Source organism: Shewanella sp. SR43-4, from assembly GCF_014163845.1.
GTDB lineage: Bacteria > Pseudomonadota > Gammaproteobacteria > Enterobacterales > Shewanellaceae > Shewanella > Shewanella vesiculosa.
On sequence record NZ_JACJEB010000006.1, the window covers coordinates 178294 to 201931 of the forward strand.

A 23638-nucleotide genomic window follows, 5' to 3' on the forward strand; every position below is an offset into this window, starting at 1 on the left:
AAACTAGGCATCCTTTCGACAAAAAATCAGGCTGGCATTACTACCGCCAAAGGCAAATGAATTGCTCATAATGAAATTGAGCTCACTGAGCCCAGTATTACTGTGGGCATTAATCAAGGAGATTTGCGGGTCGTTATCATCAAATTGGCCATCCCAAACATGAGGAGGTAGGCGCTTACTATGATTAAGGGGACTTAATAACAAATAGCAAAAGGCTGCTTCAATGGCTCCAGCAGCTCCCAAGGTATGGCCAGTTAGTGGTTTAGTTGAGCTACACAGTGGTGATAAATGGTTAAATACCGCATTTATTGCGCGAGACTCCATGGCATCATTTTTAGGTGTGGCAGTGCCATGCAGATTGACATAATTAATCTGCTGCGGCGAAATATTAGCGGCAGATAGCGCCAATTGCATAGCGGCAATTGCGCCATGTCCTTGGGGGTGTGGCGCTGAAATATGATGTGCATCGGCAGACTCGCCTATTCCCGCCAGCATTACATCGCTTTGGCCGCGTTCTAAAGTGAATAAGGCTGCACCTTCACCAATATTGATCCCATCACGATGGCGACTGAATGGATTACAATGACCTTTGGATACCGACTCTAATGCAGCAAAGCCATTAACGGTTAGTTGGCATAAACTGTCTACGCCACCCACAATCACCATATCGCATAAATTGGCATTAAGTAATCGTTGGGCACTGGCAAACACTTTGGCGCTTGATGAACACGCTGTAGAGACGGTATAACAAGGGCCTGATAGCGAAAATAACCGCTTAAGATACTCACTAGTACTGCCCAGTTCCTGCTGTGAATAATGGTAGCTTGGCGGGAAATTGCCATGTTCAAGCTTATATTTTAACGCCGCTTCGCCTTTAGAAATACCTGAGGTACTCGTACCTAACACGACGCCAATCCGATCGGCTCCAAAACGTTGCTTGGCTTGCTCGACGGCAGGGATAAGCTGCTGAGCAGCGGTGTTTAATAAACGATTATTCCGACAAGCAAACAGGCTTAAATGATCGGCGATAGCGATTAAACGTTTATCATCAACGCAACCGACTAATGTGGGCGCATTGAACAGCAAATTATCGCGCCATTGCATGGCACTGACATCACCATTAATGAGACGTGGCAACACTTCTTCAGGCGAGTTGCCCAGAGGTGTACACAATCCAATGTGAGTTATTGCAATGCGACTATTCATATTTGCTTATATGGCCTATTTATCACTGTCTGTTTATTGGTGGCACACTGATTATTCAATCGGGTTAATTTGCAGGTGAACATCAGCAGCATCGATGTCGACATTCACTTGTGCCAACCAAGGATCAATATTGTTGTACGTTAATGTTATTGACGCGCCATTATCATCGACCAGTTGCTTACATAGTGCCATATCACAGGATATTGTTACCAAGTTTCCACCACTCAATTGTTGATTAACTTGCTCTGTTGGCCAGTAAATTAACTGCATTATTGCCATCAAGTATTCTGCTTTAAACTGTTTACCCAATAACAAACTTTGCTCACTTTGCAGAGTTTGTCCATCGTATACAAGAGTGAATAACGCTTGCCCAAGCGGGGCTAATCCCACTAATGTCATCCGTTGTGAATTAACGTCAAGCTGGGTTAATAACTCATGGCTATCTTGGCCACGGGTAAAGTTAACCATTTGAGTTAAATTAATGTCTTGATGCTGAGCATCAGTTAATACCGACGAGGTTGGATTTAAGCAATATTGTGCTTCACTCGTTAGAGGGACACAAGTTTGTCTGGCTATTTGCTGGCTACAAGCGGTTAAAAAGCTTAACAGAAGCAGGGCCACAACACGGCGTGATAACACATTAATAAAATGTCCAAATAAGTTAAGCAACATTGGGCTCCCGACATAACTCGACAATGGTATTGAGGCGGCGTTCAGACTCTTTTACAAATGGGTTATTCATGTCCCAAGCATAGCCGGCTAAGATTGAGCAAATCATTTGTTTAATGGTGTTGTTAGCTTGTTGATAGAAAATGACATCTTGAAATCGACCATCATACCAAGCTTGGACATAAGTTCTAAAGGTATTAACCCCTTGCATTAATGGCTCTGAGTATTGGCTATCCCAATCAATTTTTTGGCCATTAAGTTGCTTATGTAAACATGCTACAGCCATAGACGCAGATTGCATTGCAATCGTTACCCCTGATGAAAATACCGGATCAAGAAACTCGCCTGCATTACCCAATAAAGCAAACTTGTTGGTTGCTAAAGTGGTGACGTTGGCCGAATAACCTTTTAGGGTGGCACAGGGCTGAACGATATTAGCCTTGGTCAGCAAGCGTTGCAGTACCGGCTCTTCATTGATGATAGCTAACAACTGTTGTTCAAGACTACCGGATAAACGTTGGAGTAAATGCGGTTCAGCGACCACCCCAATTGAACACCGATTATTGCTAAAAGGGATTAACCAGTACCAAATATCCTTATGCTTGGGGTGCACGCTAATGAGGATCTTATTGCGATCAAAACTAGGATCGCTGATGTTGTCTTCAATATGAGTAAAAATAGCACTTCGTGGGGGTAAAGTTGACGATTGTTCTAGGTTTAACAATCGTGGTAATACTCGACCAAAGCCACTGGCATCAAGCACAAATTTAGCATTCACCTGATACTGTGATCCTTGCTCGTTGGTTACGGTTAAGCGAGGATCGTGAGTTAAATCAATTGCATCGACTTGATGTCCAAATCGAACCTCAACCCCTTGGCTTATTGCTGTATCAGCTAAGAGTTTATCAAAATCAGCCCGCTGAACTTGAAAGGTGGTACCCGGGCCTGGAGTAAACTTATCGGTAAAGTCGAAGGTGGTATAGCGACCTTGGTGGCTAAATGCTGCGCCGTTTTTAAACTGAAACCCAGCATTATTAACGGCTTCGAGCATGCCGGCTTGTTCAATAAATTGCATGCAACAGGGGAGTAAGCTTTCGCCAATTGAAAAACGCGGAAAATGTTGTTTTTCAATCACCACAACGCGATGGCCCTGCTGGCGTAACAAGCTTGCGGCTATAGCACCTGAAGGGCCGGCGCCAATGATGGCTACATCAACATCCATGTTGCTGATTTTATGTGTCTGATGGCTTAACATTTACACTGTTTTCCTTGTGATAAATGAAATAAATGGTGCGAGTAAAAAGGAAAAACTGATCCCAAATAATAATGTAAGACCAAAAAAGTGAATCGCATGAGTTTGACTCAGCGCCAGCAAACCAAAAGCCAATAGTGTTGAACAGGCTGACATAAAGATAGCCATCATGACTCCGCGACTGGTGTGTTTGGCTTCGGCAAAAAATAGACTGTAATCGATACCAATTCCCAGCACTAAAATAAGCGCTAAGGCGTGAAACAAGCTAATGCTTGAGCCAACTAAGCCTAAACACGCCAGGGTAAGCAGTACTGATAATGCGGGTACCGAAACAATGGCTAATGCCAGCTTAATGCCGTATTTAATACTGAAGAGTAGGCAGGCCAAAGCAAATACCCACACTAGTAACTGCAATGTTAGTTGACGATATTGGCCCATTAAAGCCGATATATCGCCGACTTTATCAATTAACTGCACCTGCCCCAAAGACCAATGATGGCGAGTCAGTCGTTGCTCAATAGAGGTTAATGAGTGAATACCACCTAACAATACAATTGCGCCATATTGCTGGGTTTGGTCTGTGGTCGCTACAGCACCAAGCCATAAGGCACGTAAGTCATCATTGGCTAGGGCTAACATCTCTTTTGGGGTTAGATATTTTGATTTTGCATGATCAAGTTGTCTCAGCAGGCTGGCATTTATGTTGTCATCTAGGCCCATGTTGCTAATGATTTCGTGCAAATGTTGCTGATAAAGTTGTTGTTGTAACTCATAATTGTGGCGTTGACTGGCAATGCTGGGCATAAAGCGGCTTAGGCTTATGGCTTGGTCTAACTCGCCATCGCTAATGGCTTGATTAAGCACAGGTGTCAGTTGTTCTAAGGTTTGCAATAAACCTTGTTCATTGTTACTGCTGACTAAAATAAATTGGTTGTCTGTGCCGCCGCTAAGTAGTTGTCTAAGCTGGTTTTCTTCTGTGGTGATGGCTGCAGGACTTTGCTGTAATTGACGAATATCATCATTAGCGTCTGCTTTGGATAAGCCAAAAAATAATATAGCGGTTAAACACAGCAGCAGTGCCGCTATGGTGGTTTTTTGCCACCATTGCGGCGCAGTAAAAATGCGTTTTAATAACGTTAGATAACCTTGGGCTAGGGTTAATCCTGGTGTTGGTTTTAGCGCATGGTTGCCCAATAATGGGAACACCAGTAGTAGGGTTAGGTACGCACCTATTAAGCCAGCGGCGCAAAATACTGCCACCTGTTGCATCCCAGGAAACGGGGTAAAACCAATAGCGATAAAGGCACTGGCACTGGTAGCAAGAGCGAGAGTGAGCGCCGGAAAAATACGCCTTAAGGTGTCACTGGCGTTGTCATTGGGGTGAGCCTGTTTTTCACAGTAAAAGTGAAAGCTGTAATCAATCGCTACGCCAATTAAGCTGGTGCCAAATACCAATGTCAGTAAATGCAGCTCGCCAAAAAGGCTTAAGGTGGCGACTAGCGCAAACACCACACCGCTCGTTAAGGTAAGTAGTGCCGCGAATAATGGCATCACCGATCGAAATGCCAACCAGACTAATAAGATAATCCCCAACATGGAAATTAAGCCAATGCGGCTGATCTCTTGTTTGGCTGACTCGGTGGCAGCAATGGCATGAAATAACGCCCCCGCCTTAAGAAAACTCACTTGGGGATATTGCTGGTTAATGTGACTCAACGCAGATTCCAATGCTTGAATTTGCTGTTGCTGAGCGTTGGGGCTAAAGGCGCTATCACGGCCTTTGGCCATCACAATCGCCGCCACACCGTCGGCAGTATCTGTGAGTAAAATACCCTGTTGGCTGCGCAGCGCATTATTGGGCGATAACGCCAGTAAGTTGGCTGGAAACATCAGTAATGGATCATTGCTGAGCAGTTGGCTGTTGGCAAAACCAAATGTGCTATAAAGTTGGCTTTGGGCTGCGGTAAGCAGTTGGCGCCAATTATCGGTTTCAATGGCCTGCGCTTGCTCTGGTGTCAGTAAGCCAAAGCGATGTTCGAAGTAGACTTTAGCTAAGTGTTGTAGATTATCATCTGCGCCGCTGCGAACGGCAGTAAAGGGCGATTGATTGGATTGATTGAGCGATGTCATCAGCTGCTTGGCTGCGCCGATAGCTTGGGTTTCGTTTGGGGCAATTACCGCAATATACACTTGATTAGCCAGTTGCTGTTCTACCTTGTTTAAGGCTTTCTCGGTAAGCTTATCTTGTTGTAGGTGCGGCAACATGGCCAAAATATCAGTCTGAATATGTGCACCTTGCTGCCATTGCACAAAGCCTGTGACTATCATTGCGAGCAGCAATACTCCCCATAAGGCAAAACGCCCAATGGGAGATAACACTGCATTAAGCGATAATCGAAGCATTATTGATTGGACTCACTGCCAAGGCTAAAAAGCTCGAGTTCAGTTGTGCTGAGCGGCCCTTGTTGGGCATCAAGAAATTGAATTTGAGTATAATCGCTGATATCGGCCTGGCTGCTGGTGATGATTAATGAGCGTAATAGAGTATCGCCACTGAGCGTGATATTACCCATGGATGCGCGTAGTTGTGGGTCTTTAGCTTGCAAACCAAGTTGCCATGGCGTGCCTGCGTTGTAATTAGCGGGCATAAATAAAGTGAAATCCGCACTTAAAGCAGCAATATTACCCGCCATAATTGCTTGCAGTAACCGCGGTACTTGCTGTGCGATTGGACTACCACTGGCCATAGCATTCAGTTGTTGCACCTTGCCTTGACTGTTTTGCTGAATTAACTGCTGATCTTTTAGCACCATCAAGGTGCTAAATGGTCGCAGCTGCTGCCATACTAACCCTTGCGTCGGACTAAAAATAAATTGTCCCTGGCTGAGCAAGGGCTTTTTTAGCACCTGTAAGTGACGCCGCTGAATAAACTGCCCTCTGGTATCAAGTTGTAAATTCAGTTGTTGCGCTAGCGCACTGAGGGCCTCTGTGGTGGCGGGTTGAGTATACAACGCCTGAACATCTGCCAGTTGTGCTTGAGTCAGTGGTTTATTACTGCTTGCTAGTGAATGTTCATTGGCGGAAATACTGCCAAGAGGCAAACAGAGGCAGATCACTATCCAAACCTGAGTAAACATGCCTTTGCGAGTATTCATTAAGCTTGGCTCACATCAAGTAATCGACGAATTTTTTCCTGAAATACTTCAGGGGTGACAAAGCATAATTCTTCGGTCGTAATATCTACCGCAGCTTGAATGGTATAGCCTTTCGTTATCCGCGCATTGGTTTGGGCATCAACAATTTGGTAGTTAATGCGTAAACGATTTTCCCATTCAACAATGGCGGCGATCACTTTGATTTTTTGATCAAAAGTGCTGCTTTTAACATACTTTACTTGCACATCGACAATCGGCCATGCATAACCCGATTGTTGCATAGTACGGTAGTTATAACCGAGTTTATCCAGCAATAAGCAGCGCACAACTTCGAAGTAACGTAAATAATTACCATGCCAAGTGATGCCCATCGAATCAACATCGTGAAACGGGATCACCATGTCCATTTCGGTCAGTAATAAACCTTTCATTTAGCACACCTCCCACAGACCCAATTGAATCTTTTCCACTGTTTGGCGCAATACCGTCTCTAAAGGACGGTCTTCGGTTAGCAGTTCAAAATCTTCGCTGACTTGGGCTAAGGTCGTTGCAAGAGAGGGGGTTAATGAACTCGCATCGAGTTCTTGCTGCATAATACGCAGTTGAATACCTTGGCTCATGGCTAACAATGCCGCGGCAGCGACTTGTTCTGTGAGCTGTAAAATACGCATACAATCACGTGCAGCTATGGTGCCCATGCTCACTTTGTCTTGGTTGTGACATTCTGTTGAACGTGAAAACACGCTAGCTGGCATAGTGTTTTTTAATGCTTCAGCAGTCCATGCTGATACGCCAATTTGCACGGCTTTAAAACCGTGATTAATCGCGCGGCGCTCACCTTCTGCAGCAGATAAATTAGCCGGTAAGCCATTGTTAAATTTAGGGTCCATCACTAAGGCCATTTGGCGATCGATTAAGTCGGCGATATTGGCTACGGCATTTTTCATCGCATCCATGGCAAAGGCAATATGGCCACCATAAAAATGGCCACCATGGAGAATATGTTCACCTTCGGCATCAACAATCGGATTATCGTTAGCGCTGTTAAGTTCGGTTTCAATAAACTGACGCATAAATGGTAGAGCATCTTGCAATACGCCGATGATGTGCGGTGCACAGCGGATAGAATAACGGTCTTGTAGGCGGTCTGAATTTCGGGGATGCACATGATGATTTAAGTCCTCACGGATCCAACTGGCAATCTGGTTTTGACCTGGGTGAGGCTTGGCGGCAAATAAAATTTCATCAAAATGGTTTGCATTACCTTTGAGCGTTAACGATGCCATGGCGGTTATCCGGCTTGATAGGCGGGTTAAATATTGCGATCTGTCATAGGCTAAACAAGCAAGTGCCGTCATAACCGCAGTACCATTCATTAATGCGAGACCTTCTTTAGGGCGCAAAGTTAATGGCATCATGCCAAATTGTAGATAAACATCTTTAGTCGCTTGGCGTTTACCTTGGTAAATCACTTCGCGTTCGCCAACTAATACCGCAGCAAGATAAGATAATGGGGTTAAATCGCCACTGGCGCCGACCGAGCCCTCTTGGGGGATTACTGGAGTAATGTCATTGTTTAAGAGCCACTCGATGCGTTGTAGCAGTATATAACTTACGCCTGATTTGCCCACCGCCAGTGAGTTTAAGCGGCAAGCCATAATCGCGCGGGCTTGCATCGGGCTAAATACATCGCCTAAGCCACAGCCATGGAAGCGGGTTAAGTGCAGCGGTAATTCGTGGACTAAATCTAAGCTAACATTAACTGTACACGAGTCGCCGTAACCCGTTGTCACGCCATAAACCACGCCTTCTTCATGGAGTACGCTGTCAATAAAGCGTGCACCTTTTTGAATATATTCAACATAGTCAGCAGTGTCTGTCAGTTTGACCGCAGCGCCTTTGGCTATAGCCACCACTTGCTCAAGACTAAGATAGCGTTGGCCTAAATGCACTGTGCTGTCGGCGGTTGATGACATTGAAGATGAATGGCTCATGAATTATCTATCCTGACTGGGTAAATGGGTTGCGCTTGAGGGAGAGTGCTGAGTATTACGCCATACCAGCTCGTCTTTGCGCCAAAAATCGAAAAAGTTAAACCATTGCATCGGAGCGAGTTGGGCAAAATGCGCTAAGCGTTGGCTGTATTGGCTCATGGCGTCGGTTAAGCGTTCAATTCGACCTGTACGTGGACCTTTTAAGCTGTCGCTTAGATGTTCAACATGTACTTGATAACGGCCATGCTGACGAATACAAAATAAGGTGTAAACCGGGCAGTCGAGTAAGCTTGCTAAAATAAATGGCCCTTGTGGAAAAGCTGCATCTTGGCCTAAAAACGGTAAATAGGTTACACGGCCCTGGCTGCTCGACGAGGTGCGGTCAGCGGCAATTACCACAATTTCACCTTGGTCGATTTTTTGCTGCAGTAACATGGCAGTACTCGGATCGAGCTCGTTAACATGGATTAAATTTAGGCTACTTTGTGGATTAAGCTGCTGTAGAACCTTATTAAAATTTTCCGCATTTTGGGTTAGCACCATCACATTCACTTTGACATTTTGCTGGTGGACAGAGATAGCGCGGCACAGTTCCATATTACCTAAGTGCGACACAATTAATACGGCGCCCCTGCCAGTAGCCGCTTGATCTGCGAGTATTTTACGGTCGTCAAAGTCGACTTGGTCTAGATTTATCCGGTTACACCAAGCGTCAATTCTATCGAGGGCGGCATTACCAAAGGCAAAAAAATGTTTGAGGCTATCGCGCCAATTGACCTCGCGACTGAGATGAGGGTGATTGGGTTGTTGCAGTTGCACTCGGTGTAAAAAGTCTAATGATGCACGTCGAGCTGTTGAGCCAGTGAGGAAAAAATAACAAATTACTGGATACATAACCGCTCGGCACAACCAATGTCCGCCCAAACGATAGCATTGGGCTAACAGCTTAATCCCCCAAAAACTGCCTCGCTCGGTCATTGTGGACCAATGTTTTGGTGACTGAACTTGAGCTGGGGGCGACTCATTTTGCTGCAAAAACCGTGTGCTAATAATACGTGGTAGACGCGCTAACATGCCAAAAAATAACTTGGTGTGCATCCAGCTGATGCGCATATTATCCTGAACGCCTTGAAAGTGACTGATGCCATCTTCAGGATAGATGACTTTGGTTAGCACCTGCACGACGGCAGTGCCTTGCCAGTAAAGCTTGACCATGATCTCAATATCAAAGTCCATCCGTTCGCCTAACGCTTGCTGGCTAAATAATTGCTCAGTCGCAGCGAGTGGGTAGATCCGAAAGCCACACATAGAATCTTGAATATCAAAACTTAAGGTCTCAACCCACACCCAAAAATGAGTGATATAACGCCCGTATAAACGCCCTTTAGGCACAGACTCATCATAAATTGGTTGGCCAGATATTAATGCTTGTGGGTGCTGCTCACTGGTCGATATCATTAACGGAATATCGTCTAAATTATGCTGTCCATCAGCATCGACCTGTAATACATGACTAAAACCATCACGATAAGCTTGGCGCAGCCCGCTAGTCACAGCGGCTCCTTTACCACGATTAAACGGATGACTAATAAGCGTTACCCAGGCAAATTTTTCCGCCATGGCGTGTAATAGGTAACGAGTTTCATCTTGGCTGCCATCATCAACCAAATAACATTGCAGGTTGAATTTTGCCAACTCTGCGAGGTTTTTTTCTATGGCGATATGATGATTGTAGTTAGGAATAACCAAGGCGAGCTTCATGAGTCACTCTCAATATTGGTTGCTGCATCAACCCATGCGGGTTTGATAACAATGCGCCCAGAAGCAAAGCGTTTATCTTGATCGCGGTAACTAAAAATCAGTTTTGCTTTTTGCGCTTGGTGTTCAATCACCAAATCTACATAGGTGTCGGGTAATATGAGTTGCTGAAACTTAAGTACTTCTAATGTGGCAACCGTAGCGGAATAGCCAAATGCCTCGCAACCCAATTTGACCGCCCAATCGACTAGAGTTATCCCAGGTAATACAGCTTGCTCTGGGAAATGGCCCTTAAAAAAGGCTAAATCTGCACTAATAAATAAGCGCCAATGATAGCTATTATTATCGCCTTCATGGCTAATGATATGAGGTAATTCGGACTTAATCATGACTAAATAAGGCTACAATTTCTGATTGGGTACGCTTGCCTTGGCTATTGAGCGGCAAGTTTTCTGGATAGCGCCAGCGTCTTGGTAACGTGATGCGCTCGAACTGACTCAATAAATGGCTTTTTAATGCATTATTAACTGCCAATTTGCCTTCGTCCTTTAGGGTTTGCAAGCCTAACTCGCTTAAACATATTGCAGCACCTAACATGGTCCGCGGCTGTTCTAATACCGTGACCGCAGCTTCGCGCACAAAAGGATGCGTTTGCAGTAAATGCTCAACTTGGGCTAATGACAAACGTTTTTCTTCAATTTTTACAATGCGGTCAAGTCGGTGTAATAAACGGAACTGACCATCATTTACCAGTTCAATTTTATCATCGCATTTTAACCATTGAGTCGGGTCGTCTAAATAGACTGACTGCAACATTAATGCTCCGTCTTGTGGCGCGATATCAATATTGACTTGGTTAAAGGCTTGCCATGGCTGCTGAGGTTGCAGCTGGCGGCGATAGGCAATACCGCCAGTTTCAGTACTGCCAAATATTTCAATCGGTAATTGATTAAAACAGTGCTTAACCGCCTGGGCTGCCTCAAAGTTTAACGGGCCACCCGAGCTGAAAATTAAGCTAGGAATACGTTGTTGCCTTTGGTTTTCAAGTGCATCAGGTAAGCGAGTCAATTGAGCAGGACTACTGATTAAACATAAATTTGGCATAATAGCCAAGTAGTAGCTTAAGGTTTCTGGATAGTCGATTTGTTCGCTTAAGAATGCGCGGCTCGCAGCCAAAGGCCAGAGAATTTTAAATAATAAGCCGTAGATATGTTGATGCGAAACCGTTGAAACGACTGAGCAATGAGGTAAATGTTCGGCGAAGGTGTGTTCAAGAATGCTGACTTCAGCATCCAGTTGTTGCAAGGTTTTCTTAACCGCTTTCGGTTGACCGCTACTGCCTGAGGTGAATAAGATTAATTCCCCCAAGGTTTCTGTTTTCGGCCAAGGTGCAGCGGGTAAACTTAATTCTTTTTTTAGCGCAATGTACTCACGCACCTCACATAGAGGCCTGTCGGCAATAATGGCATCAAATTCATGATTAAGTTGGCTCAAGGTGCCACCTTGGGTGTTGGCAGGTAATATCACTTGTTTACCCGCCAACAATGCCGCGCATAAACCGGCGGCAAATACGTCACTGTGCTTGGCGGCAAGCAACCAGCGCTTCGCTGTACTTTGGCTCAGTTGCGCATGCAGATGAGCAACTTGGGCACAAAATAATGATCCCGTCATGATGTCATGATGATCAAAGCTTATCAGCTGCTGGGAGGCCGGCCCTGTTGCTAACCAATTGAGTAAAAGTTTATTCATGTTTTTTCAACCAAAAACGACGGTAAATCCATTCTCCACTGAGCAGCATACCCATAAGCAGATAAGCTATCAGTCCGTTGTAAAGTGTCCATATTTCAATACTGGTTGCTAGGGCCGTATAGGCAGCCACGGCACCATTGATAATAAATAACCCACACCAGAGTATGGTAATAGTGCGTAAGTAAGTAATGGCGGAGTCTGGCAAGTCAGGCTCTTTTAAGCGCGCTAAACGTTCAATCATGCTTGGGCCATTAATCAGTGAATAACCAAATAGTCCCAACATACTCATATTTATCACCACTGGATAGAACAATAACCAGTGGTGACGCTGAGCAATAAAACTGGCTGCAGTTAATCCTATACCAATCAATATTGGCAGCGTCATGGATTTTACTTGCTGTTTATTGATAATAAATCGCATTATTAACGATAAGCATAGTAATAAGGCGATTGTGCCTGGTGGTAAATATTGCAATCCAAAGTACACAGCTAAAGGATAAGTGATAATAACCAAAGTTGTGATAATCAGCAGGACTAAGCGCATTAGCTTTTAATTAAACCTTCAATGGCATTGACGATATCATCGACGCTTCGCACTGCTTTAAAGGCCTCAGGCTGAATTTTTTTGCCGGTCTGCTGTTGCAATTTAATCACCAAGTCAACGGCATCAATACTGTCTAAATCCAGATCTTCGTACAAAGTGGCTTCGAGGGTGATATCTGCCGCATTTATTTCAAAGTCTTCAACTAAAATAGCGCTAAGCATTTCGAGTATTTGTTCACGATTTTGCATGCTAGCTCCTAAACACGTTGAGATTCAATAAAGCTAGCTAAGCTAGCAACACTGAAAAAGTGTGCTTTAGTTGCATCTGAATTGGCTTCAATTTTGACATCAAACTCTTTCTTAATCGCCAAGCCCAACTCTAGCGCATCGATCGAGTCTAACCCCAGACCGTCACCAAATAAGGCCGCGTCAGTTTCGATATCATCGACAGTGACATCTTCTAAATCTAAGCAATCAATGATCAGTTGTTTTATTTGGTTGTGTAAGTTCATTATTTGTCTTTCTTATCAGTATGGCTATCAATTGGACTTGATAGGTTGTTTAAGTGTATCAATGTAAAACTGCTGCAAGTCGCGCGTCAGCTGTCGAGCCATTTTGGCTTCATTACCCTGTTGAGCATCATACCGCAGGTATGGGATGCTTGTGCCAATTTCTACTGACATATTGATGGTTTGTCGCGGTATTTGGTACCAAGGTTGTTGTTTGGTTAAGCCGGCAACATCGGTTCTTAATACTACAGGTAAAATATCTGTTTGGGTGCGAAGCGCAATATTGGCGGCGCCACGAGCAAATGAGTTAACGATATTACCAGTTAATGTTCGGGTCCCTTCTGGAAAGATAATTAAGTTAGTATCACGATTTAATACCTGCAAGCAGTCGTGCAGGAGCCAATTGACTTCGCGATTGGGAATATACCCTACACTGGCGAGTACGCCGCGAAAGAATGGATTACGCCATAAACCTTGTTTGACAATACAGCCCGCATTAGGCATCAAGCTAATTAATACCACCACATCCACTAATGTGGGGTGATTAGCGATAACAATTTTCCTTTTAGCGTGTTGCAGTGCTTCGATATTCTTAGTACTCACAGCAATCACCCCAGCAAAACTAAGCATGGCGACAAATATTCTAAACATCCAGCTGACTAATCGTTGCACTCTTGCAACTCGCAGTTCTGGTTTAGTAGGCCAAAGTTGTAATAGAGGTAAAATAGTTAATGAACACAATAGGCCACCTAAACCAAAGGTAATATAACAGCCAACTCCAGCTAACCAGCGAGGAATATATCGCACTCCGCTGAGTTTCGGTGCGGGTGTTTTTGTTGACTCAATAGCATCAGCATGTGGCATCTCTTGTTGATCAGTCATGGTGTTCAAGCGACCAATACCAATGGCACAATTTACCTTGAATATTTTTTGCGCCAACAATATGGTGGATTAACTCGCTTAAACTTATATTTTTTTGTCCCTGTGGATTAGCGACATCCAGTGGATAATCAGACAAGCTCAGTGTTGTCCGTTGAGGCGCCTGTTTTTCAACGTGGTAACCTATGTGATCTTTTGGTGCAAGATACAACCCCAAGGCGAGGGGCAGTTCGACTTCGTTAGTAAATTCGCTGTATATCGGCGGCACAGGATCGTCACCATAAATGACTAATAAGGGCTCTGGAGATTGTGCTAATTGGGCATAGGCTTCAATAAGTGCTTGAGAAAGGGTTTGTTCACCAGCAGCAATGGATGTAGAGGCTGTAGTGTTATTATTTACAATGCCAAAAATACCACTGGCAGTATTATGCACTGACTGACTAAAAGCCATTGGCGATAAAGCTTGCTGCTGGGTAATGTCATTAAGTAAGCCTAATGTTCTCGTGAGCTCGCCATGACGAGATGAGAAAATGCTCCGACAATGCTCTTCTGGCTGGCATTGGTGAGCTGCTGTTAGCATCATTTTAGTTAAACGACTAAAACGACGACGTTGCATGGCCGGAATGTGCTTTAAAGCTGGCGAGTCGGGCTTAGGCGTCAAGTTGCCATTTGGCTGTTGCCATTGTAGCCAACTTTCTGTGGTTTGAAAGTTTGGTGACCATGCCCCCCATGATAGAAGCTCAAATACTAACTGCATGACTTTCCCTCTATAACTGCCAAGCTATCCTTATTTAACAGTTAATAATCATTTAAATAATAAAGATTAGTTAACCTTAGCGATTGTACACTGAAGTTAATGTAGATAAGAAGTCATGCAAACGAAAAAGCCTAATAGTGGAGGGGGATTAGCTAAGGTGATGGCTCAATAAAAAACGCGACATATGTCGCGTTCATTTTTGATAGCTTAATCTGCTAGGGTTACTCGTGGATATAAGCTTATTTGTTTGGAAAACTTTGTTGTAGCTTTTTGACCGCAGCTTTAATTTTACGAGTATTGTCAGGTCCCATACGGATCAACAGTTTTTGTGCACTGGGCAACGCTTCAAGGTTAGGATCAACGTATTTATAGTTCACACTGATTGATGAAAGCTCAATAGGGTCTTCAATAATCGGGGCGCTAGCAACCATGCTAAAAGCTTGCTGCATACGCTTATCAAAATCAATATCACTGTAACCGAGTTCAGTAAACGCTTCAGCAAAGAGTGGTTTTAATTCAATGTAAGTAGCGACTAAATCTTTATCGTTCAAGCCTTCGATGAAATTCGCATACAAATCATATCGATGATATCCATCTGGATTAAGATAGGTTTTATTGGTTATCTCGCTCACAGTAAATTGGGTATCAGGGCCTTTTAACGGGCTTGCTTTATGCACGATATCACCTTGGGCTAGGTTATCAACAAACACCACAAATTGGCGAGCTATGTCCTTTTTCAAGATCATCGGCGCAATTTTCATACCGTTGGCAATGGCTAATGTTTTTGCTTCAACAAAATCATCAGATTCAGCTAATACTGGCAGAGGCTCTGCCACTGCAGCAGACGATTCAGATTCTCCAGCGGGAACCATATCATCAACAGTGCTAACGTTTTGCGGTTCTTCAATCGGCGCTTGTTCTATTGGCACCTCTGGTACTGATTCTGGCAGTTCAACTGGTGTCATGACAACCGGTTCTAATTCTTCGGTATCATCACTCGTAAAATAGAAGTAACTGCTGGCGCCTAATAGCGCGATAACGGCTATAGCGATTAATAGCATGTTAGAGCCAGTTTTTTCCGTGGCTTGTGGGGTAATTCTATCTTCTTCATTAACTTGCATTTCAATTCCTTGGCGTTATAGCTAATCGATACAAAGATCTAGATGGAGTCGAAAAATTCTGCATGATACTAATTACATTCAATAACTAAACAGTTGCGGAGGACTGATTTCAAATCGCTTTCACTGCGTTAAAGCTTTCGCTTTGCTTGCAGTAAGGTGATCCCCACTAGCTGACTAGATAACAAACACAATTTATATACCATTTTGCAATATTCGGCCCACTTGTCTAGTGATAACTGATGATAATGAACAATATATTATGATCTATATTACGCTTGGACATATTGTTGTCTATCACCGATCCAGCGATGAATGATAGCATCTACGTTTTGTGGCACTTGCTGGTAAACATGAGATGCTAATTTTTGAGTTGGTGCAATTAAGTGTTGATCACGAATCAGATCAGCAATTTTAAGATCTGCCAAACCGGTTTGTTTGGTGCCAAGCACTTCGCCTGGACCTCTAATTTCTAAGTCTTTTTGAGCAATAACAAAACCATCATTACTGTCTCTGAGTACGCCTAAACGTTTGGTGGCCGTTTGTGATAACGGGGCTTTGTAAAGTAATACACAATGGCTAGCTACAGCCCCACGGCCGACTCGACCTCTTAATTGGTGTAACTGCGCTAGGCCTAAGCGTTCAGGGTTTTCGATAATCATTAAACTGGCATTAGGCACATCAACGCCAACTTCTATGACGGTAGTGGCGACGAGTAAGTTCAATTCACCCGCTTTAAATTGCGCCATGATATGTTGTTTTTCAGCGCTTTTCATTCTTCCATGGATCAAGCCTATTTTCAGTTCTGGTAACGCTATGGCGAGTTCTGTGGCGGTGTCTTCAGCCGCTTGGCATTCAAGTACTTCAGACTCTTCAATTAAAGTACAGACCCAATAAGCTTGGCGATTATCGTTTAATGCTGCTTGTTTTACACGTTCAATCACTTGCTCTCGGCGACTGTCGGCAAGGGCTACTGTGGTTACGGGAGTTCGTCCTGGAGGCAGTTCATCAATGGTCGAGGTATCAAGATCGGCATAAGCGGTCATGGCTAAGGTACGCGGAATTGGCGTAGCAGTCATTATAAGCTGGTGTGGATGGAAGCCTTGGCTGACACCTTTTTCTCGTAAGTCTAGGCGTTGATGCACACCAAAACGATGCTGCTCATCAATAATAATCAGCGCCAGTTTATTAAACACCACCGCTTGTTGAAATATTGCATGAGTTCCAATAACCATTTGTGCAGCGCCAGAAGCGATATCTTCAAGTGATTGAACCCTAGCTTTGCCTTTTAATTTACCCGCCAGCCAGCCGACTTTTAGCCCAAGTGGTTCAAACCATGCTGCAAAGTTGCTGGCATGTTGTTCGGCGAGTAATTCAGTCGGTGCCATCATGGCCACTTGGTAACCGTTTTCAATTGCCTGTAATGCCGCCAGTGCCGCCACCAAGGTTTTACCTGAACCCACGTCGCCTTGAACTAAACGCATCATCGGCGTTGGATGTTGAATATCTTGGCTGATTTCGGCGACAACCCGCTGTTGTGCTCCAGTGGGTTTAAAAGGCAGTTGCGCTAGAAAAGGCGTTAGTAACTGACCTGTCGCTGGCATTGGCACCGCGGCATCTTGGTTACTGCGTTGGCGTAGTTGCAACATGCTCAGATTATGTGCCAGCAGTTCTTCTTGGATTAATCTTTGTTGGGCAGGATGCTGACCTTGTTCTAATTCAAAAGGTGATACTGAGCTATGGGGGCGATGTAAAATATGCAATGCATCACGCAGGCTAATATTGTTTGGCTGTAATGCACTGGGCAGCAACTCAGGTAATCCACCTTGGTCCAACATCGCCAAGGCTTGTTGTGTTAATTTGATCCAACTGGCTTGTTTTACCCCTTCAGTCGTCGGGTAAATCGGCGTTAGGGTGTCGCTTAATGTGACAGATTCACCAGGATGAATAATTTGATATTCGGGGTGAACAATTTCTTTATTATGATTGCCACGGCGTATTTCACCGTAAGCCCGAATGCTGGCGCCATTTTCCATGGCATTACGTTGCGCCATAGAGAAATTAAAAAATCGCAGGCTCATCATTCCGCTGTGGTCACGGACATTACACACTAACATGCGCCGCCGACCTTGCATGATTTGAGTTGACTGAATTTCTGCTTCTATGGTGCCATAACTGCCAGGAGGTAATGCGGCAATAGCATGGATTTGCGTACGGTCTTCATAACGCAGCGGTAAATGAAACAGCACATCTTGTACTGTTTTAATACCTAACTTAGCCAGTTTTTCCGCAACCTTTTTAGCAACGCCTTTAAGGTCGGTGATCGGAACAAGATCCAGTCGTAGCAAATTGTGCTCACCTAAATTGATTACCAAAGATGTAAAAATTATAGTGATTTCAAGCTATCAATCTCAAATCACTGTAATTATATACAGATGTTTAAGGTATCTTAGCAGACTTTGCATACAAGGCAATATTAAGCCACTAATTACAACCAACCCTTTTGCTTGGCAATTCTGGCGGCATCAATTCGGTTACTGGCATTGAGTTTATTAATGGCTTCTGACAAATAGTTTCGTACTGTACCTTCTGCAATAAACAACTGACTGGCAATATCGCTGGTTGATAAGCCTTCGCTTGCCAGACGCAGTGCGCGCCTTTCTTTGTCGTTGAGAGGATCTATTTCACCAATAGCGGTGAAAGCCAATTCTGGATCGATGACTCGTTTACCCGCCATGACTTGTTTAATCGCGTTAATTAAGTCAGCAGAAGGTGCATCTTTTAATAAAAAACCACCGACACCGTATTCTAATGCTCGTTTGATATAACCCGCTCGGCCAAAGGTGGTCAGAATAATCACTTTGGTCTGACTGCGTTGCTGTTGCAACCATAGGCTCAGTTCTAAACCTGATTTCCCAGGCATTTCAATGTCGGTAAGTAGCAGGTCAAACGAATCGGTTTTAAGTTGTTGCATCGCTTTATCGCCATCTTCGACTTCGACAATCTCTATTGCATTTAAGCTATCACATCCTAATGTGAGTAACGCGGCGAGGGCGCCTCTTACCATGGCTTGATCTTCGGCTAATAGAATTTTCATCTAACGGACTCACTTAGTGGCAATTGGATACTTACTTTATAATGGGGAATTAATTGATAGTCGATGGTGCCATGTAGCAAGGTTACTCGCTCTTGAATACCGGTTAATCCGTTGCCTTTAGTGATGGTTTTAACCGGTACATTCTCGATAAAGTTGAGTTTGAGGCAATTTGGGCTTTGTTCAATACGCAGGGTGCAATGTGTTGCGTGGCTGTGTTTTATGGTGTTATTAATCAACTCAGTTAACAGTAAGCTGATTTGCGATTCCATGAGTTCACTGAGTTTAGGAAATGTGCCTTCTATGCTGACAGCAATAGCGTTATCTCTTAACGTGTTGGCTAAGGTGTTTAAGGTATGCGTTAAGCCTTGATGTTTATAGCCCGATACCGTGTGGCGAATTTGGCTTAAACAGTCTCGAGTTATCATGCTCACTTGATGAATTTGCTGCTGCGCTAAATCGATTTTACCTGAGGCAATGAGTTTGTCTGCCAGTTCAGCTTTTAAGGCGATGGCGGCTAAGTGGTGCCCCATCACATCATGTAAATCGCGGCCAATACGTTCGCGTTCTAATGCGGTAGCTAAATTGGCGACTTCATCTTTTGATTGTTGTTGCTGGCGTTTGATGCGTTGGCGGTTTTGTTCAATTATCCCAAACACTCCCACCCCTAAGCAAATTCCCATACCATAAAAAGTAAAAAAGTAGCCTGTGTAATCCATGCTAATATCGATCACTAAAAGCAAAATACTCAGTCCGATAAAACTCAATATGGCAGTACGAAGTGAGTAGAAAAAACCAATAAAGAAACAGCAAAAACTGAACAGTGATATGGCGCCACTGCTAACAAATGATGAGGCTATTGCTGTGACAAACATTAACCCAATAGGTTTGAGGGCTCGCTCTTTGCTACAGTTATAAGCCCAGAAATAACCGATAATAAATGGCACTAATAATAAGATAGCGATCGTAATGTTTAACCATTGACCGTCCATGAAATACAATGGAATAAAGTAAAAACCTAAGTTTATGAGGTAAACCCAAGCGGTTTTTTGCTCATAACTCTTTTCGTTGGGTATTGTTAAACCGAGTGTCATAGTGCCTCCTAGCGCAGTTAATCATAGAGTAACTGCGCGCTAACTCAAACCTATGCGAGTAATAATAAACTGGTCGATTACTGCTTTACTGTTTGTTGGTTTAACAGATATCTTGCCCAACCATACTGAGGGTCAACTTCAATGGCGGTTTGCCAATCTTGTAAAGCACCCTTTAAGTCGCCTTGTTCTTGTTTAGCGAGTCCGCGCCAAGTATAGGCTTCTGCATGTCCCCAACAGATTTCATTACAAGGCTGCTCAAATTGACTAATTGCTTGGGTTGCTAATGTTTGCGACTTGTCGAGTCCGCCACCAAATACGCTAGGGGTATAAAATGCATTAATTGCTCGCACTAAACTGACGCGCGGATTGTTAGGTTCCAGATCGTTTGCTTGTTGAAGTAATTGTGCCGTTTTCATTCCTAATACAGCACCTTTGCTATTATCAAACGAGATTTGCATTCCGTATACCGCAGCAAGTAGCGCTTGTGGGTCTGCAGATGGGTCTTGGTCTAAAAGAGATTCTAGTGTTTGCTGAGCATCGTTTAATGAATCTGTAGCGAGTTGACGTTGACCCATTATGTTGGCAGTAATGGCTAGACGATAATCAGCATAGGCTTTTTCATAATCAATAGCCTGTTCACTGTATTGGCTGAGTTCATTGATGTTCATGGTATTGGCAGCAGCATCAATATCGCTAATATTAGCAAAGCTAGCTTGGCTGACTAAGGTTAAGCTGGTGATCAGTAGTAAGGTTTTCATGGTTATCTCCATTTACGTTTCCCCCAATCAAGATGTTGTTGGGATAGGTGTAGTATGGCGATAGGCTGGGGTTATTCTTAGACACAAAGGTCATCAATTGAAGATGACAAATGTCATGTATTGTCAGGATCTCGTATTAAATATGAGTATAGGCTTACAAAGTGTTATGAAAAGACCGAATGAATATTCGGCCTTTAGTATGAGTAATATTGTCGATAACTTAAACCACTTGCATCACTAAATAACTGGTGTAGCCAAGGTAACCAGCTAATAACACTCCACCTTCACGACGACCAATACGTAAACCGCTCCAAGCAAACGGCAATACCATAAACGCAAAAATCAGCATGGCGATAAAATCAACTTCGTTAAATCCGGCAGCGGATACTGGGTGAATTAATGCTGTTGCGCCTAAAATACCGAGTACGTTGAAAATATTAGAGCCAACAACGTTACCGATGGCAATGTCACTTTGACCTTTAAGAGCCGCCATCACCGAGGTAACGAGTTCTGGCATACTGGTGCCAATAGCCACAATCGTTAAGCCAATGATGACTTCACTAATGCCAAACTGCTTGGCTAAATCAACAGCACCATCCACAAATAATATGCCACCACCGACTAACATTGCGATTCCAGCAATAATTAATGCGATTGATAATCCTGGGTGTTGTGGATTGGTATTAACATCAACATCTTCTGGATTATTTTTGGCGCTGACATAACTAAAGACTAAATAACTAACAAGTGCACCAAATAAGATGGCTCCGTCGATAAAGCTGACTTCACCATCAAGCAGCAAAAACCACATTAGTACTGACGCGCAAATCATAATAGGAATATCGCGCTTAACCATTTGAGATTGCACGGTAATAGGGCGAATAAGGGCGGTGATGGCTAAAATTAAACCGACATTAACAATGTTGGAACCGACAACATTACCTAAGGCAATCCCAGGATTACCTGCTAATGCCGATTTTACACTCACCGCTAATTCAGGGGCGCTAGTACCAAATGCCACAATGGTTAAGCCTATAATGAGCGGCGCAATACCTAAACGCAGCGCTACGGCACTGGCTCCGCGCACAAGAGCTTCTGCGCCAAAGGTTAAAATGATAAAACCGCCGATAATATATAACGCAATGAACATGAGTCTCTGCCTAATTAATGGGTATGCAACGCTATGTAAACTCTGCATAGTTGATGGCGCGTATATTGACAGAATATGTCAAAAAAATACACGCATATTGCGTGTATTTTTTGAGGCGAAATAATCGATAGTGGATGACTACAATTCGTCTTCCCAACGTACTTTTGCACCGCGCACACCGTCTACTTTGGCGCTGAATGTTTTTTCCAGTACGTGACGTTTAATTTTTAACGTTGGAGTTAACACATCGTTCTCAATGGTCCAGTCATCATTGACGATTATAATGGCATCAACGTGCTCATGTGATTCAAGATGCGGGTTAATGCTGTCGAGCGTCTCTTTCAATGATGTTCTTACTTCCTCACGAGGCTGCAATTTAGAGCCTTCTGAAAGCTGCACTAATGCGACTGGGTGTGGTAAGCCAGAGCCAATAACACAAATTAATTCTATATGTGAATCTTGAGCCAATTTACGTTCAATAGGGACAGGTGCGACATATTTACCTTTTGAGGTTTTAAAGTTGTCTTTAACTCGACCAGTAATATCGATATAACCGTCTGCATCAATTTCGCATAAATCGCCAGTATGGAAAAAACCATCTTCGGTAAATGCGGCAGCGGTGGCTTCGTCTTGTAAGTAATAGCCGCTCATCAAGCCAGGACTTTTAACTAACAACTCACCTTGTTCAGTTTGACGCACCAAGCATCCTTCAACTGGACGGCCGACAGTGCCAATCTTCTTGGCATTAAATGGATGGTTGATTATCGAGTAAGCACAGTTTTCAGTCATCCCCCATGCTTCACAAATATCAATGCCGATATCGTTGTACCATTGAAGCAATGATGGTGGTATTGGCGCCGAGCCTGAGCCGTTTAAGCGTGATTGATCCAGCCCTAAACCTTTTTTAATCTTACGCTTAACAATACTGCTAATAATGGGCAGTTTAAGTAAGGTTTTAAGTTTTTTCTCACCAATTTTGTTGATGATATTGAGTTGGAATACCGTCCATAAACGCGGTACGGAGAAAAATATCGTTGGACGACAACGCTGAATGTCATCAACAAATGAGTCGAGACCTTCAACAAAAGAAACCGTTGCCCCAGAATAGAATGATGAACCTTCAATAGCTACGCGTTCGGTAATGTGTGCTAACGGTAAATAAGATAATAGTCGGTCAGTCGTGTTTGCTTGTAAATCACGGATCACGGCTTCACACGCCCAGCCATAACTGGTAAAGGTTTGGATCGCGCCTTTAGGTTTGCCGGTTGAGCCTGAGGTATAAATGAGCGTCATGACTTGATCAGCAGTGGGTAACTGCTCGTCAACCAGAGGTTGCCCCAGCTTCAATAGCTGTTCCCAATGATATTGGGCAGGCATGGTGTCATATGGCATGGCTAAACGGAGAATTTCACCGCCCACGGCAGCTTCTTGTTCTGCCCAATGATCAAGCTTGCCAGTAAAGATGGCTTTTGCACCACTGTGCTCAAGTATATAACGAATCGTTTCGGCATTAGCAGTTGGATAAACAGGCACACTAATATAACCACCGTACATTAATGCTAAATCGACAATAAACCACTCGGCACAGTTCTTAGACAGTACAGCAACTTTATCACCGCGCTCTAGACCTAAATGGCGCAGTGAACCTGCAAGTTGTTGCACTTTTTGTTGAACTTCACGCCAGGTGAAATCTACATATTTACCGTCAATCGGCTGGCGAAGGTAAACTTTGTCGCCTTGCGTATCTACCCAATGAGACAACATCTCAACAGGAGTTTTAATTAAATTTTCCATCGACGCTTCCATGTTCTTTATTGTTATTGTGGGTCTCTATAAATTTAGTATGGCCATTTTTGTGCGCTGGCGCAAACAATTGCACAGTATGTGTGCAAGGTAACACAACAAACACGTTAGCAGAATTTACTGAAGAAACAATAGGTGTTGAGTAAATAC

The 23638-nt window shown here is 43.8% G+C and carries 22 protein-coding genes; all 22 read right to left on the reverse strand.

What is annotated here, in order from left to right; translation table 11 throughout:
• Positions 1 to 3: 3 nt before the first annotated feature.
• The 22 genes from H5123_RS08895 to H5123_RS09000 all read right to left on the reverse strand — a co-directional run bounded on the left by H5123_RS08895 (position 4) and on the right by H5123_RS09000 (position 23479).
• Positions 4 to 1206: a beta-ketoacyl-[acyl-carrier-protein] synthase family protein gene (locus H5123_RS08895; RefSeq protein WP_182697731.1), complete on the reverse strand. Its 1203-nt coding sequence runs from the start codon at positions 1204 to 1206 to the stop codon at positions 4 to 6.
• A gap of 51 nt (positions 1207 to 1257) precedes the next feature.
• The gene (locus tag H5123_RS08900; RefSeq protein ID WP_182697732.1) at positions 1258 to 1878 is read right to left on the reverse strand and encodes a DUF3261 domain-containing protein; all 621 of its coding nucleotides are present in this window, start codon (positions 1876 to 1878) and stop codon (positions 1258 to 1260) included.
• Complete coding sequence (locus tag H5123_RS08905; protein ID WP_182697733.1) at positions 1868 to 3130, reverse strand: NAD(P)/FAD-dependent oxidoreductase; 1263 nt, start codon at positions 3128 to 3130, stop codon at positions 1868 to 1870. The genes H5123_RS08900 and H5123_RS08905 overlap by 11 nt, the downstream gene beginning before the upstream one ends.
• A complete protein-coding gene (locus H5123_RS08910; RefSeq protein ID WP_182697734.1) occupies positions 3131 to 5530 on the reverse strand; it encodes an MMPL family transporter in 2400 nt (799 codons plus the stop codon).
• Positions 5530 to 6282 carry an outer membrane lipoprotein carrier protein LolA gene (locus H5123_RS08915; RefSeq protein ID WP_124017461.1) on the reverse strand — a complete coding sequence of 251 codons (753 nt, stop codon included), beginning with the start codon at positions 6280 to 6282 and terminating at the stop codon, positions 5530 to 5532. The genes H5123_RS08910 and H5123_RS08915 overlap by 1 nt, the downstream gene beginning before the upstream one ends.
• Positions 6282 to 6713 carry a thioesterase family protein gene (locus H5123_RS08920; RefSeq protein WP_124017462.1) on the reverse strand — a complete coding sequence of 144 codons (432 nt, stop codon included), beginning with the start codon at positions 6711 to 6713 and terminating at the stop codon, positions 6282 to 6284. The genes H5123_RS08915 and H5123_RS08920 overlap by 1 nt, the downstream gene beginning before the upstream one ends.
• On the reverse strand, positions 6714 to 8276 hold the full coding sequence (hutH, locus tag H5123_RS08925) for a histidine ammonia-lyase (RefSeq protein WP_182697735.1): 1563 nt from the start codon (positions 8274 to 8276) through the stop codon (positions 6714 to 6716).
• 3 nt (positions 8277 to 8279) lie between these two features.
• Complete coding sequence (locus tag H5123_RS08930; RefSeq protein WP_182697736.1) at positions 8280 to 10037, reverse strand: glycosyltransferase family 2 protein; 1758 nt, start codon at positions 10035 to 10037, stop codon at positions 8280 to 8282.
• On the reverse strand, positions 10034 to 10423 hold the full coding sequence (locus H5123_RS20850; RefSeq protein ID WP_182697737.1) for a thioester dehydrase: 390 nt from the start codon (positions 10421 to 10423) through the stop codon (positions 10034 to 10036). Before H5123_RS20850 ends, H5123_RS08930 begins: the two co-directional genes overlap by 4 nt.
• Positions 10416 to 11783, reverse strand: coding sequence for an AMP-binding protein (locus H5123_RS08940; RefSeq protein ID WP_124017466.1), 1368 nt, complete (start codon positions 11781 to 11783; stop codon positions 10416 to 10418). Before H5123_RS08940 ends, H5123_RS20850 begins: the two co-directional genes overlap by 8 nt.
• Positions 11776 to 12327, reverse strand: coding sequence for a hypothetical protein (locus H5123_RS08945; RefSeq protein ID WP_182697738.1), 552 nt, complete (start codon positions 12325 to 12327; stop codon positions 11776 to 11778). Before H5123_RS08945 ends, H5123_RS08940 begins: the two co-directional genes overlap by 8 nt.
• Positions 12327 to 12575 (reverse strand): acyl carrier protein, encoded by a 249-nt coding sequence (locus tag H5123_RS08950; RefSeq protein ID WP_182697739.1) that lies wholly within the window; start codon positions 12573 to 12575, stop codon positions 12327 to 12329. Before H5123_RS08950 ends, H5123_RS08945 begins: the two co-directional genes overlap by 1 nt.
• An 8-nt stretch (positions 12576 to 12583) precedes the next feature.
• On the reverse strand, positions 12584 to 12838 hold the full coding sequence (locus tag H5123_RS08955; RefSeq protein WP_011635842.1) for a phosphopantetheine-binding protein: 255 nt from the start codon (positions 12836 to 12838) through the stop codon (positions 12584 to 12586).
• Between the two features lie 27 nt (positions 12839 to 12865).
• A complete protein-coding gene (locus tag H5123_RS08960) occupies positions 12866 to 13717 on the reverse strand; it encodes a lysophospholipid acyltransferase family protein (protein WP_182697803.1) in 852 nt (283 codons plus the stop codon).
• Entirely contained in the window at positions 13710 to 14471 is a 762-nt protein-coding gene (locus tag H5123_RS08965; protein WP_182697740.1) for a beta-ketoacyl synthase chain length factor, read from the reverse strand. The genes H5123_RS08960 and H5123_RS08965 overlap by 8 nt, the downstream gene beginning before the upstream one ends.
• Positions 14472 to 14710: 239 nt before the next feature.
• Complete coding sequence (locus H5123_RS08970; RefSeq protein WP_182697741.1) at positions 14711 to 15592, reverse strand: DUF3014 domain-containing protein; 882 nt, start codon at positions 15590 to 15592, stop codon at positions 14711 to 14713.
• A 269-nt stretch (positions 15593 to 15861) separates the two neighbouring features.
• Positions 15862 to 17937, reverse strand: coding sequence for an ATP-dependent DNA helicase RecG (gene recG / locus H5123_RS08975; RefSeq protein WP_182697742.1), 2076 nt, complete (start codon positions 17935 to 17937; stop codon positions 15862 to 15864).
• Positions 17938 to 18077: 140 nt separating this feature from the next.
• On the reverse strand, positions 18078 to 18686 hold the full coding sequence (locus tag H5123_RS08980; RefSeq protein WP_182697743.1) for a response regulator transcription factor: 609 nt from the start codon (positions 18684 to 18686) through the stop codon (positions 18078 to 18080).
• Entirely contained in the window at positions 18683 to 19777 is a 1095-nt protein-coding gene (locus H5123_RS08985; protein WP_182697744.1) for a sensor histidine kinase, read from the reverse strand. Before H5123_RS08985 ends, H5123_RS08980 begins: the two co-directional genes overlap by 4 nt.
• Before the next feature lie 77 nt (positions 19778 to 19854).
• Positions 19855 to 20535, reverse strand: a complete 681-nt coding sequence (locus tag H5123_RS08990; RefSeq protein WP_182697745.1) for a tetratricopeptide repeat protein — start codon at positions 20533 to 20535, stop codon at positions 19855 to 19857.
• A 220-nt stretch (positions 20536 to 20755) separates the two neighbouring features.
• Entirely contained in the window at positions 20756 to 21685 is a 930-nt protein-coding gene (locus tag H5123_RS08995) for a calcium/sodium antiporter (RefSeq protein ID WP_182697746.1), read from the reverse strand.
• Positions 21686 to 21823: 138 nt separating this feature from the next.
• Entirely contained in the window at positions 21824 to 23479 is a 1656-nt protein-coding gene (locus H5123_RS09000; protein ID WP_182697747.1) for an AMP-binding protein, read from the reverse strand.
• Positions 23480 to 23638 lie beyond the last annotated feature (159 nt).